18 protein-coding genes are annotated in these 12,345 nt (G+C 56.6%); 12 read left to right on the plus strand and 6 right to left on the minus strand.

The genetic code is table 11. The features are described from left to right. The first annotated feature begins 113 nt into the window (after positions 1-113). Positions 114-344, plus strand: a complete 231-nt coding sequence (locus tag AB7828_RS14170) for a hypothetical protein (RefSeq protein WP_439072771.1) — start codon at positions 114-116, stop codon at positions 342-344. A gap of 191 nt (positions 345-535) precedes the next feature. On the opposite strand, the gene AB7828_RS14175 is transcribed toward AB7828_RS14170, so the two are convergent. The 3 genes from AB7828_RS14175 to AB7828_RS14185 all read right to left on the minus strand — a co-directional run bounded on the left by AB7828_RS14175 (position 536) and on the right by AB7828_RS14185 (position 1,605). Continuing rightward, on the minus strand, positions 536-1,039 hold the full coding sequence (locus AB7828_RS14175; protein WP_439078137.1) for a YciE/YciF ferroxidase family protein: 504 nt from the start codon (positions 1,037-1,039) through the stop codon (positions 536-538). Between the two features lie 125 nt (positions 1,040-1,164). After that, positions 1,165-1,356: a hypothetical protein gene (locus AB7828_RS14180; RefSeq protein ID WP_439064919.1), complete on the minus strand. Its 192-nt coding sequence runs from the start codon at positions 1,354-1,356 to the stop codon at positions 1,165-1,167. A gap of 120 nt (positions 1,357-1,476) precedes the next feature. Next, complete coding sequence (locus AB7828_RS14185; RefSeq protein WP_256461248.1) at positions 1,477-1,605, minus strand: hypothetical protein; 129 nt, start codon at positions 1,603-1,605, stop codon at positions 1,477-1,479. Positions 1,606-1,903: 298 nt separating this feature from the next. Here AB7828_RS14185 and AB7828_RS14190 point away from each other — a divergent pair, with 298 nt between their 5' ends. The 3 genes from AB7828_RS14190 (at position 1,904) to AB7828_RS14200 (ending at position 5,812) form a co-directional block, all read left to right on the plus strand. Further along, positions 1,904-4,180 carry a glycosyltransferase family 4 protein gene (locus AB7828_RS14190; protein WP_441230474.1) on the plus strand — a complete coding sequence of 759 codons (2,277 nt, stop codon included), beginning with the start codon at positions 1,904-1,906 and terminating at the stop codon, positions 4,178-4,180. A gap of 42 nt (positions 4,181-4,222) precedes the next feature. Next, entirely contained in the window at positions 4,223-5,521 is a 1,299-nt protein-coding gene (locus tag AB7828_RS14195; protein ID WP_175366316.1) for a glycoside hydrolase family 130 protein, read from the plus strand. 114 nt (positions 5,522-5,635) lie between these two features. Then, positions 5,636-5,812 (plus strand): hypothetical protein, encoded by a 177-nt coding sequence (locus tag AB7828_RS14200; protein WP_158596714.1) that lies wholly within the window; start codon positions 5,636-5,638, stop codon positions 5,810-5,812. A 182-nt stretch (positions 5,813-5,994) separates the two neighbouring features. Here the strand turns inward: AB7828_RS14200 and AB7828_RS14205 are convergent, their stop codons facing one another. Beyond that, complete coding sequence (locus tag AB7828_RS14205) at positions 5,995-6,198, minus strand: cold-shock protein (protein WP_068734860.1); 204 nt, start codon at positions 6,196-6,198, stop codon at positions 5,995-5,997. Between the two features lie 231 nt (positions 6,199-6,429). On the opposite strand from AB7828_RS14205, the gene AB7828_RS14210 reads away from it, so the two are divergent. Both AB7828_RS14210 and AB7828_RS14215 read left to right on the plus strand, forming a co-directional pair. Next, the gene (locus AB7828_RS14210) at positions 6,430-6,561 is read left to right on the plus strand and encodes a hypothetical protein (RefSeq protein ID WP_256461247.1); all 132 of its coding nucleotides are present in this window, start codon (positions 6,430-6,432) and stop codon (positions 6,559-6,561) included. A gap of 185 nt (positions 6,562-6,746) precedes the next feature. Further along, positions 6,747-6,935 carry a TenA/THI-4 family protein gene (locus AB7828_RS14215; RefSeq protein WP_441230475.1) on the plus strand — a complete coding sequence of 63 codons (189 nt, stop codon included), beginning with the start codon at positions 6,747-6,749 and terminating at the stop codon, positions 6,933-6,935. A gap of 21 nt (positions 6,936-6,956) precedes the next feature. On the opposite strand, the gene AB7828_RS14220 is transcribed toward AB7828_RS14215, so the two are convergent. Further along, positions 6,957-7,163, minus strand: a complete 207-nt coding sequence (locus AB7828_RS14220; protein ID WP_089266057.1) for a hypothetical protein — start codon at positions 7,161-7,163, stop codon at positions 6,957-6,959. After that, entirely contained in the window at positions 7,160-7,498 is a 339-nt protein-coding gene (locus AB7828_RS14225) for a hypothetical protein (protein WP_068734854.1), read from the minus strand. Before AB7828_RS14225 ends, AB7828_RS14220 begins: the two co-directional genes overlap by 4 nt. A 539-nt stretch (positions 7,499-8,037) precedes the next feature. Between AB7828_RS14225 and AB7828_RS14230 the strand changes: the two genes are divergently transcribed. From AB7828_RS14230 to AB7828_RS14255, 6 genes are all read left to right on the plus strand, one after another. Beyond that, a complete protein-coding gene (locus tag AB7828_RS14230; protein ID WP_441230476.1) occupies positions 8,038-8,253 on the plus strand; it encodes a hypothetical protein in 216 nt (71 codons plus the stop codon). An 891-nt stretch (positions 8,254-9,144) separates the two neighbouring features. Continuing rightward, positions 9,145-9,384, plus strand: a complete 240-nt coding sequence (locus tag AB7828_RS14235; RefSeq protein ID WP_309943618.1) for a hypothetical protein — start codon at positions 9,145-9,147, stop codon at positions 9,382-9,384. Positions 9,385-9,762: 378 nt separating this feature from the next. After that, complete coding sequence (locus tag AB7828_RS14240; RefSeq protein WP_158596715.1) at positions 9,763-9,909, plus strand: hypothetical protein; 147 nt, start codon at positions 9,763-9,765, stop codon at positions 9,907-9,909. Between the two features lie 576 nt (positions 9,910-10,485). After that, positions 10,486-11,478 carry a glycosyltransferase family 4 protein gene (locus tag AB7828_RS14245; protein WP_441232244.1) on the plus strand — a complete coding sequence of 331 codons (993 nt, stop codon included), beginning with the start codon at positions 10,486-10,488 and terminating at the stop codon, positions 11,476-11,478. 85 nt (positions 11,479-11,563) lie between these two features. After that, positions 11,564-11,839, plus strand: a complete 276-nt coding sequence (locus tag AB7828_RS14250) for a hypothetical protein (RefSeq protein ID WP_246297440.1) — start codon at positions 11,564-11,566, stop codon at positions 11,837-11,839. 88 nt (positions 11,840-11,927) lie between these two features. After that, a complete protein-coding gene (locus tag AB7828_RS14255) occupies positions 11,928-12,188 on the plus strand; it encodes a hypothetical protein (RefSeq protein WP_089266051.1) in 261 nt (86 codons plus the stop codon). Positions 12,189-12,345: the final 157 nt, after the last annotated feature.

Raw genomic sequence — 12,345 nt, forward strand, 5'->3', positions numbered from 1 at the left:
TGAATTAGTACAGAGCGTCAGCTTGGCTGGACCCGCAGCTTTTGCAGACCGTTTAAGTCCTGGCGCATCTTCTGTATTGGTCTGACCGACTGCAGATCACGCAGAGTGTCCGCATGGCGCATGTTAAGCCCTATGGATATCGCCGCGATCATCATCTCGACGATAGCGGCTACAATCATCGCAGCTTTTCAGACAAGCTAGCTGTTGCGCTGTCGGTCGTACTCGCGAAGGAATGTCAGACCGTGCACCGTCAAACGGTGGTGATCTTTCTCGCCGCTGCCCACCAGCTCGTCCAGGTGCATGGAAAGCTTTTGCCGAACCCCGGGCGACTCGGAATGACCTGAGAGCGCCCCGTAAATGTCGAGGGCGCGATCAACGGCCTGGATGTTCATGGCTGGCCTTTATGATGGCAGAGGCCATCCGTATCCGACGCGCGGTGCGGCGGTTGTCCAATGTAAAGCTCGCCAGCGCCAAATGTTCCAGACTTTCTCAAACACCGGCAGATCCCGGCCGCCGAAGCAACCGGGTATCTGTATCACATCTCCGCTTCAGCTTCGACGTTGACGACCGACTTTGCCAGACTGGTCAGCGCAGCGTCCGTAGCCTTTTCTTCCTTCAGCGTCGCGTCGAGCAACGACGCCGCATCCGACATGCCCAGTTCTTGCGCCCATGTACGCAGCGTGCCGTAGCGAGACATCTCGTAATGCTCCACCGCCTGAGCGACAGCAAGGAGGCCGGCATCGAGCGCGGGCATGCCCTTGTACTCGGTCATGATCTCGGTACCCTCCTTCGTGATGCCCATGATGGCTGCACAGGTCTTGGCGACGGGCTTCTTGCCTGCAATCTTGAACACGCTCTCAAGGCGCTTGATCTGACCTGCGGTTTCCTTCTGATGTTTCAGGAAGGCCGCTTTCAGACCCTTGTCATGAGCGGCCTTCGCCATCTTCGGCAGAGTTGCGAAGATCTTCTTCTCAGCGAAATACACATCCTTGAGAGTGTCGTGGAAAAGGTCGGCGAGCAGCTTGGGCTTTTTGGCCATGGGGTTTCTCCAATAAAAAGCCCCCGCTGATGCAGGGGCCTCGCATTCTCTGGTTGAGGTTATTCACGCCCGACAAGTCGCCGTAAGGATTTTATGTTCCAGCAGGCGAGGAAAGATCTTGAATATCAGCCTTTGCCTGCCCAGGCCGGGCGCTCGCCTAGCCATGGCGGCAGCGCCTCCCACTCGGCAGATCTCATCCGGCGCTCCTCGCCGCCAACATTGATGAAAACAAACGGTGCATCTTCCTGCCCTGTCTTGGAGCCGGCGAACATCGCAGGCGTGCCGTATGCATCTCGAATGGTCGACTTGATCGACATGTCTTTCCTCGATCTGTGAACATTTCGATGACGTAACGTTGGCGCATCGTCGCCGCGTGAGCGAGCCCTCTGTTCAACGCCGGACGGGAAGCGTGCAGTGCTACCGCGCGAGGAGTGGTACTATTTCTTTCTGACCGCCCCCAGTGCCGGCATGATCTTGGGACCGCCACCCTTGAGGCTCTCTGCAGCAGCGATCGTCTTGACCGGCACCTTCTTCGGTTTCTTGGTTTCGCGATTTCCCTTGGCCATATCGTACTCCCGCTGTGTGAGCCCGAGCGTTACCACGGCTGGCACTGAAAGATCGATTTATTATCACCGCTCTCTCGCCAACCTCCCACCGACTTGTTCCAACTCCCAGCCCTCGAAGATACTGATGGCTATTCGCGAAGAAAGAGCGCACCCTGTGCTCGCGCGCATTGATGACCCTGATGGTCCCTGCCGAGCGCGCGCTGCTTTTGTCACGAAATTGTCCGATATGCCGCGGCTGGCGCAGCATTGCCAATTTTGAGCGATTGCCCTTTCAACATTGAAATCGCGAGGCAGCAGATTGACGGTGTTCAGCCGCATTGCATTCATTGGCAATTCACTTCCACGCCGATGTGGGATCGCCACGTTCACCACCGATCTGCAAAGCGCAGTAGCAGCCGCTCGCGCAGACTCCAAAACCGTCATCGTGGCAATGACCGATCACGGTCATTTCTATGACTATCCAGCCACCGTTGGCATTCAGATCAACGACGAGCTGATCAACGACTACATACGTGCAGCGGAATTCCTGAACAACGGCCATTTCGACGTGGTTTCGCTTCAACATGAATTCGGTATCTTCGGCGGCGAAGCCGGGAGCGATATCATTCAGCTTCTCTCGCTGCTCAAGATGCCGATCGTGACGACACTTCATACGGTTCTTGCAGAGCCCACCGCCGCACAAAAGGATGTCTTCACACGCGTTGTCGAGATGTCGTCGAAAGTGGTGGTGATGGCGGAGAAAGGTCGGGAACTGCTTCGAACCATCTATCAGGTCGCCGAAGAGAAGATCGAGATCATTCCACATGGAATTCCGGAATTCGCTTTTGTGGAGCCCGACGACGCAAAGACGAGGCTCGGTTTCGCCGGCAGGTCTGTCATTCTGACGTTCGGCCTGCTTTCACCTAATAAGGGCATCGAATTCATGATTGATGCGATGCCGTCCATCCTGAGCACCTGTCCGGGTGCGGTCTATGTCGTATTGGGTGCAACCCATCCAAATCTGGTACATGACGAAGGCGAGACCTATCGCGAATCCCTCATTGCAAGGGCCCGCGAAGCTGGCGTCGCGGATCATGTTGTCTTCCTTGATCGCTTCGTTGACCAAGAGACCTTGCTCGATTTCATCTCGATGTGCGATGTCTACGTCACGCCTTATCTGAACGAATCTCAGATGACGTCAGGCACCCTGGCCTATAGTTTTGGCTTGGGAAAGGCCGTGGTATCGACTCCCTATTGGCATGCTCGCGAATTGCTCGCCGACGGCCGCGGCATTATCGTCCCGTTCGCGGATGCGAATGCGATCGGTGTCGAGATCGAAAAGCTTCTGATCAACGCACCACTGCGCCAGGCGATGCGCAAGCGCGCCTATGCCAGCAGCCGCTCCATGACCTGGGAACGGACGGCCGAGCGATACATGTCCGTTTTCGAGAACGCGGGTCGCCGCCACCGGCTCAAGACCATTGCAAAGTCGGATACGAGTACGCTCCTGCGAGATAGTCGCGCGCCTCCCGAGATGCGCATTGGTCACTTCTTGTCGATGTGCGACGACACCGGGCTATTCCAGCATGCGGTCCACTGTGTTCCGGATCGCCTGCATGGCTATTGCATCGACGACAATGCCCGCGCGCTGCTGCTGGCATGCGCATTGAACACGCCAGGGGAATTGCGTCTGTCGGAGGTCCTGACCTCCCGCTTTGCGGCTTTCGTCCAGCATGCGTGGAATCCCGAGACGCACCGGTTTCGAAATTTCATGGCTTTCGATCGCAGCTGGCTGGAAGAAAGCGGATCGGAAGACAGTCATGGGCGCACGCTTTGGGCGCTGGGCGTTTGCGCTCTTTCGGATGCAAACCCCTCTCGGCGCACCTGGGCCGCAGCCCTCTTTGCCGAGGCCTTGCCAAAGGTCGGCGATTTCCTCTCGCCCCGTGCGTGGGCGTTCGTATTGCTGGGACTCGATGCGTATTGCACGACCGTCACCGACAATGGCCGCGCCAATGCAATCCAGACGGTTCTGGCCGACAGGCTCGTCTCGCTTCTTGAGAAAGTCGAGACGAGCGATTGGGTGTGGTTCGAAGACGGACTTTCCTATGACAACGCTAGACTCTGCCAAGCCTTGATTCTCACCGGCACAGCGATGAAACGGCCGGACTATCTCAATGCCGGGCTGAGAAGCCTGCGCTGGCTGCTGACACAGCAGACCTCGGCCAGCGGTCAGTTCAGGCCGGTGGGCACGGAGGGATTTCACGACATCCGGCGCCAGCCACGCAGCTTCGACCAACAGCCTGTCGAGGCTGCTGCCACCATCGCGGCCAGCCTTGCGGCGTGGCGCGCTGACCAAAACATCGAATGGAAGAGCGAAGCCGCCCGGGTCTTCGCGTGGTTCCTCGGCAGCAATGACCTTTCTATCCCGCTCGTCGATCTTGAGACAGGAAGCTGCCGTGACGGACTCCATCCGGACCGTGCGAATGAGAACCGCGGTGGCGAGTCAGTCGTATCCTACCTGCTCGGACTATCCGAAATTCGGCACATGGCACGTATCGCCGAGGATCAATCCAAGTCCGCGACCCGCGTGGCCTGATCACGTTGCACTCCCTCTCTCAGCAGATAATTGAGATTCCTTTTGCCCTCATCTCCGATACTGAATCGCCAGGCGCTCTATCTCCGGCCCGATGCGTCCCGAGTCATCGTACGGCCGTTTAAACCTGCGACGGAGCCACGCGATCTCAATCCGACAGATAAAACCCGCGCCAATCATATTGTCGACCGGATTCTTGCGCTCAGTCCCGAGCAGGCAGAGCATCAGTTGGCCGACGTGCTTGAAAACTTTCTGGGCCGCCACCGGAATCTGCTTCAGACATTCGAGGCCCGCGCTGACGAAATGGAAGATGCATTCCACGGCCATAGCCGGTTCACGACGATTCAGCGTCAGCTAGTCGGCGCCTATTTCCTGAGTGAATACTCGTTTGAAGCATCGGCACTCTTCAATCCGAGCATCGTGCCTCACCCCGATCAATCGGGAACGACAGCCGGCGCCCTGCGCTTCATCCTCAGCCTGCGCGCCGTCGGAGAAGGCCATGTGTCATCCCTGACATTTCGCACAGGCCTTGTGGATACCGACGGGACCGTGAGCATCGATCCGACCGCACGCCTCGCATCAAATCCAGCAGTTCAACACCTCGGGTCTGGGCCTGGCGGCGAGGATGTCGCCGTCACGTTTCGTAGCAGCGAGGATATCAGCGAGCGGGTCATTTTTCCGATTACGGAGTCGCAATCGAACGGCATCGAGGATGCGCGCTTCGTGAAATTCGAGCATTCCGAGCGAACGGTCTATTACGCGACTTACACGGCCTATAGCGGCAGGGCGATCCGCTCGGAGATCATCGAGACGTCCGACTTCGTCACGTTTCGCTTTTCAGCCCTCAGAGGCAGCGCATCACATAACAAGGGCATGGCACTTTTCCCCCGGAAAATCGACGGGCGGTTCGCGATGATCGCGCGGCAAGACAATGAAAACCTCTACCTGATCTATTCGGATGATCTTTATACATGGGATGGCGGCACGCCTATCCTGAAGCCGGCCGCCCCTTGGGAGTTCATTCAAATCGGCAACTGCGGCTCACCTATCGAATTAGATGAGGGCTGGCTATTGCTGACCCACGGTGTCGGCCCGGTCCGCAAGTATTCGATAGGAGCAGCACTGCTCGACAAAAACGACCCGACGAAGGTGCTGGGGCGCCTGGACGAACCGCTCCTTCGGCCTGCGCCGTCCGAGCGCGAAGGATATGTGCCGAACGTCGTCTATACATGCGGCGCAATGCGGCATGGCGATCAAATTATCTTCCCGTATGCGATTTCGGACAGTTACTCGAACATCGCGACGATCGATATAAGAAGCCTGCTCGCAGCGATGGACAAATAAGAGCTGACTTAGCTTTACCGTAGAGGCAATCGTACGTGGCTTCTCAGCACGCCGAGCTCGTCCGTGGTTGGCACCTTTCACCAAACGGCAAGTAGAACTTTTGGGAGACGCACAGTGACCGGTGAAAAATCAAGGGCGCTCGTTCTCGGAACGACAGTCTTTTGGAAGAACGATAAAAATGACTTTGGCACCGTCATCGCCAAGGACTGGAGTAGCGTCACGGTCAAATGGGATAGCCGCGCCAGCCAGACAATCATGCACAACGATATGGATAGCTGCACGGCAGCTTGAATTTACTTGGCCCAAACAAGCATTCCTGACCATCATTCGCGAAAGCCGACGCGACACCAACCGGCCGCTGAAATCATCGCGAAACGCCCGCCGGGACAAGTCCGACGGGCTGCCAGTTATGTGGTCATTTGGCCGACAGCCGGGCGCCACCAGACTTGCGGCGCCAGGCAAAAGAGGCCCGATCAGCCAACCCGAAGGTTTTCTGCCGACGTCTTGCCACGGTTGGCCACTTCCTCAAAGCTGACCTTGGCCCCTTCATTCAAAGTGCTCAGCCCCGCCTTCTCGACGGCCGAGATGTGAACAAAGACGTCTTTGCTGCCATCGTCCGGCTGGATAAAGCCGAAGCCCTTCGTCGCATTGAACCATTTTACTACGCCAGTGGTCACTTCAGTTCTCCCGGTTGTCTCTCAACGATAGCAACCCTGAATTCAGGAAGGAGTCAATCAAGCAAACTTCCATCTCCTGAATTGATGCGGCTGTCGGCTGCCAGGACGACGGGTGGCGGTCGTCCGCCCGCACTGCCGCGGTGCGACAGCGGCTTTAGGCAACATAATCTCCGGGAGACCCAACCGACGTGCTAATGTCACCGAAGCCCAGTGCGGGCGGAGGACCAAACCATGGCCAAAGGCGAACAACGGAACAATCGCGAAGTAAAGAAGCCCAAGAAGGACAAGGCCAAGACGATCGCAGCAGCTCCGACCATGAAGGGCCTGATGCACCCCGAGGCGGAAAAGCCCCGAAAGAAATAGTCGAACAGAGCGCATCGCCAGCATAGCTGCAGCATCTGAGGTCACGGGCACCCGACGCATGATCCATGCGCTCGATAGCACTACCGCGTTCGCAGTGATCGAGAACCAGAAAATTCAATCAAAATGTCCAATCCCCTTCCGGGGCGCTCCGACGCGCATCGGCGATCATGCCAGATGGAGCAATCATGACACATGAAGACCTGGAACTGATCCGTGAGATCGTCCTGCACGGCGGCGCAAAATATACGGCTGGCAATATCGATCGCAGCAAATACCAGCGCCTTGTCGATCTCGGGTGGCTATCGCCCCTCATCATGAACAAGACAGACATTGCCTATGAGACGACAAAAGCAGGCGAAGTGGCAGCGAACTGACCCAGCACCCGGGGAGCGGCTCTAGCCCCGCGCGACGATTTTTCCGGTCGCGAACTGTTCCAAAGCGTAGAGCGCACTTTCCTCATACGTCGCACCCGGCAGCGGTTCTGCGACTACGATCAACTGGCCAATGGTCAATTGAACCATGCCATCCAGGATGTCGTAACTGGCTTCGTACGTCACGCCTGCCAATACCAGTTCGACATAGCCATGCCAGAAGCCCTTCAACTCCGACTCCCAACCAGATCGATAAACGTCTGAAGTTCTGCAGAAAAGCGCTCGGCCTGCCTGGCATCCAGCCATAGTTTTATCGTCGACGTCGCCGACAGGACAAAGGCAACCCCGAAACCGCCCGCATTTGGCACACACAGCGCCGACCAGCTGTCAGCTTCGCTCACGATCTTCCGTTCGTTGGGAGTTCCCGTTTCCAGGACGTGATTGATTTGGATCTTAAGCTCGATTGCATCGTCGAACGACAGGGAAATCTCCTCTCCGCTGAAGTTCAGAATTAGCCAGCAATCTTTTTGCTTGGATTTGACGTCGGAGGTGAAATTGAAGGCCATGGTGGAACCATGCGCCTATGCCCGTGACGGTCAATCAAATTCGTCGCGACACTATGCGACTTGATGCACAGCCCTTCCGTAATCGCCTAGCTGCCTGCCAATCGGGAGCAAGTTTCATGTGGCAGCCAAGGTCTGCACGCTTTAACTGGACGTTGCGGCCTCGCGTTTGAGTCGCACTGAGGCGCAGACAAAGGGGCGATCAAATGGGCGACGGGTGGCAACCAATCAGCACCGCACCGAAGGACGATGAAAGGATCATCGTTGCGGGTGGAACATGGATACGCGGAAACAAGGACAAGCTGCCTCAGACATTTCCATGCCTCGTCATCTGGGACGAAACCGAGTGGCTCATTTGCGACAATGAAGGGCCGCGAGCGCTCATACGGGGTCCCAAAATCTGGATGGCAATCCCGCCCGCTGACTTGCCTTCAGCATCGGAATTGCTGAAGACGATCTGACGCATTTCATTAACCATACGATGCTACCCGTCCTGTAGCGCGGGTCTTGTCGAGCGTACCGCGCCAACTCTGGAGTCGCAGATGCAGGTCATCGAAATCACAGACCTCGTCGAGGCCAGGCGCGCTCGTCTGGCTCAATATCACGGGCTGCCGCGCGCACTTCAGCTGAACGGTCAAACAGTCACGGGATCGGTGAGATCCGTCGTGATGGATGCATCGGCAGCAAAGTGGACTGTAAAGCTCGTTGCAACGCCACCTGTCATCGACAGAAAATATCGTCTGCGCCGCTCCGCCTAGAGCCGGACGCAGACCCGCACGACGACATCCGACTTTCTTCACCTACGCCATACCGCGGTCGCATGTATCCGTAGGCCCCCTATTCTCCTGAACCAGCCACCCAAGGCACGGGCAGTCCAGCGGATTGACCTCAGCGATTCCGGCGGCAAATCAGAACCTTCGAATTAGGTCGACTTCCGAACATAAAGGGCATCTACTGCACCGCATCATCGGCCGTCCTTAGGCATTCACCGGTGACAGAGAGTTCGGTCGCGCTCCCGCCCAATGTCTCGGGACTGCCATGCCTACCTCCGAATGTACTTTGGAATCGCAACAGCACAGGTCCGGACGGTGAAGGCTTCTCACCTCGAAGCTGAGCACGCCGCGATGATCGCGCTTGCGGCAGCTGCTCAACTCCCTCACGGAGACGAGCGAACGCTTGCCATGCGAAAAGCTGGACAATTGCAACTAATCGCCGATGCGAAGAAGCATCGGCTACAAACACCGGAAGTGTGAAGACCTATCCAGTAATCCAGCTACTAACTCGCGATCGGCGCTTTGGCAGCGACACAATTCGTGCTTCCAAAATAATATCTTCCATTCGTAATTTCCGACCGGAAGCGTAAGATTCAAGCATCACCGTGAGGACTTCGGCTTTTAGCGATGACCGAGAGCCCCGCTCCCGCCTCAAGCAAGGGGGCGATCATGTCAGAGTGTCGGAAGATCGATTCCGGGATTGCCTTGTGCCCGCAATACTACCGCCGGTCTTTTTCGCTCTTCTTGTTATTGGTGCTGTCGTTATTCGCCGAGACTAGACCACTCCAGCCGGAACGCGCGGCAATCTGCTTGACGCCAAGCCCTCGGCTTAACGGAAGAAAAGCTTACGCGATCTCAACTTGAGAGGGTTTCTCAATGTCAGAGCTGGAATTCAGTGCCGTGGATGACCTTCAACACACGCCGCAGCACGCCAGATGTAACGAGCAGTCCGAATATGATGCGGCGGTCGAGGTTGCTGCGAAGGCAATCAGAAAGACCTGGGATACGATGGGCGATATGCCATCACCGCTTTACGAAGATGAAGCGCGGCAACTCGGTAGAGCAGCACTCGATGCCATTATCGCTTCGCAACCAGTCATTCGGACGACCACATGACCTCCATCAGGCTGGCAGACACGCAGCATCTGACGACGGCCTGTCCATGAACGGCGCGCGTGCTGCTCGGTACAGACGTTTGGCAGCCGCCCAAAGCAGTCCCGAGGTGTACCGGCTACTTATGCTTCTTGCCGACGAAGCCGAAAAAGGAATCCTCTGCATCTCAGCCTTCAAACACCGACGTCCACCCCACATTGTCGCAAAATCAACGTGAACCGCGTGCGCGGCACGTAGTCATCGCGTCGGACAACATCAGCTTTATTTCTTCCACCACTGCAAGGACATGAACCGTTGAATTGGCTACCTATAGACACCGCACCACAAGACGGAACGCCAATATTCCTGGCTGGCGGATACGATGACAATTCGGATCATGCCATGGAATCCGAGGCGGAAAAAATGCGAACCGCTTGCCGCGCATGGTGGAACGACGGCGACTGGATTATTACCCTTGCTGAAGCAGGATGCGTCAACGTCACCCGGATTGATCCCACGCACTGGGCGCCTATTGAAGAACCGCGCTAGCCCAGCAAGATCGGATTGCCTCGCGGGCAAGACCGCGTTGCGGCACTTCTAACAATCAGTCAAACAGAGGCTCAGAGTAAAATCCGGCTGCCAGGACCTCGAAAAGCGCTGCGTTTCCATCATACCGAGCCTTCCATCGCGTGCTGCTGAAGCCACTGTTGAACAGATCACCATCGTCCTGCACCTGCCATTCCCAGAAAAGCAGGGGATGTGGAGTGACTATGACTTCCAGGTTTGGTTGGCGATACATAGCCACCATGTCGAGCCTCACTTTCGAAACAGCATTTACAAAAGGTCGCTTCCTGCCTGTTTATCTGAAGGCGCCGCGCGCCGTTCTGCAGCGATCGGGGCGCTTGCTCTTGACAGATGACGGGCGGAGCGCCTCTCATTCTGCAGTGATGATGACACCATCGAACCAGCCATCGATGACATTCACCATGCGCTCCTGAGTCGTCGCGTCAATCCAATTTACAGCGGGCCTCCACCAATCCATCGGCCATATATCCGCCGTACCCGGATTGACGTAGCTGATTATCCGCCATCGATCCTGCGAGGCTAAACACGATGCGCGTCGCGATGTTAGCGCCTATATCCTGGCGAACTCCTCCCCGGCACTACGGCCCGTGGGAACTCGTGACGAGCTTGCTAACGGAGGCACTGCTCTTGCGGGGAGTTGACGTTACACTGTTTGCCACCAAGGACAGTTTGACGTCGGGAAATCTCGCCGGTGTCGTCCCGGCACCATACTCTGAAGACCCGTCGCTCGACGCCAAGGCGTGGGAACTCCTGCATGTTGCAAATGTCTTCGAGCGGGCCGGCGAATTCGACATCATCCACAATCAGGCAGATTTTGTACCGCTGGGCTTCTCTCGCCTTGTGGATACGCCAGTCGTCACAACCATTCACGGCTTTTCATCAGCCCGTATTGTTCCGGTTTTCAAGGAGTATGAGGATCGTGTCCATTATGTCGCAATCAGCGATGCCAATCGCCATCCCGACCTTCGCTATGCGGCAACGATCCATCACGGCATTCCGATCGACGAGTTTCCCTTCGATCCGCTTGGCAGCGACGATCTTCTATTCTTCGGTCGCATTCATCCCGATAAAGGGGCTGCGGAAGCGATAGCAACTGCCGAAGCGGTTGGCCGCCACCTCATCATGGCCGGTATCGTTCAGGATGCGGACTATCATCGACGTCATGTGGTGCCAGCACTGGGAAGGTCCGCGACTTATCTCGGTTCGGTCGGAGGTCTGGAGCGGACACGCGTTCTGGGATCGGCACGGGCATTGCTTCACCTGATCAATTTCGACGAACCATTCGGGTTATCAGTTGTCGAGGCGCTTGCCTGCGGAACACCCGTGATCGCGCGTAACCGCGGATCGATGCCTGAATTGATCACGGATGGCGTGACAGGTCTCCTGGTCAATAGCGCCCTAGAAGCCGTTCAAGCCGTTGAGCGCATTGGCGAACTGGATAGACGCGCCTGCCGGGCGGCGGTTTCTGAGCACTTTACCGTCGATAGAATGGCAGATCGCTACCTGGCTCTATACCAATCTATCCTGGGCTAACCGACGGAGAACCGCAGCGAGAGCGAGATCGCCTTAAGGCTGTTTGCCGCCCTCGTCCACATACATTGAACACATAGACGTCGTAATGTTCCTGGAGTTCGGGCTTTCGCCGAGCTTTATGGATCCAAACATGATTGCTATTTCGACACAGGTTCAGGCGCCTGATGACTTTCAGCGCGTGGCGTTCGACATAAGACACGGCAACCGCCGGATTGCGTGTACCCTGACGACCAAGTTTCCAACCAAAGATCAGGCCAAAAGGTACTTCCACGCCAACAGGCCGCTGATCGAAAAACTGGCGCGCGAGCAGATGGAACTGGTTGCAGCCAACGACGGTGAGATCAAGCTGGTGATGATTTAAGAGCCGCCTGCCATACTTGCCGTTTCTGCGAAACTAAAGGCCTGATCTTCAGGGTTGGCTCAAACGATGACGCAAGGGAATACCCAATATGGCGAAGTCGCTGCTTTCCAGACACGACCTCGAACATGCGGCTTTGCTGCAAATCCGCAGCTGCTACGGCTGCGAAGACGTCACGGCCGTGATCATTGACGAGATCGCAGACCCTCGCTTTGAGACGAACTGGGGCATTCTCTCACTTCACCGAGCGGCCGACGTGCAATTGAGGCTCACCGCAGAGCTCAATACAGTCCGCGCGATTGACGGCACGCAAGAAAGATTGCGCAAGCTCTACAACCTCAAGACCAACTGAGCTCGCCTAATCTGCTGATGAAGCGTAACGCGAATACTCCGGTTTGACGTTTTTGATATCCGCTCTGCGCCATAATAAGCCTGTCCAACTTAAAATAACTTAGTGCCTAAGCGTGACGTTAAGTTGTTCACGGGCGAGCATCTGGGCTCAACGGCAC

This window comes from Tardiphaga sp. 215_C5_N2_1 (assembly GCF_052076055.1).
Classification (GTDB): domain Bacteria; phylum Pseudomonadota; class Alphaproteobacteria; order Rhizobiales; family Xanthobacteraceae; genus Tardiphaga; species Tardiphaga robiniae.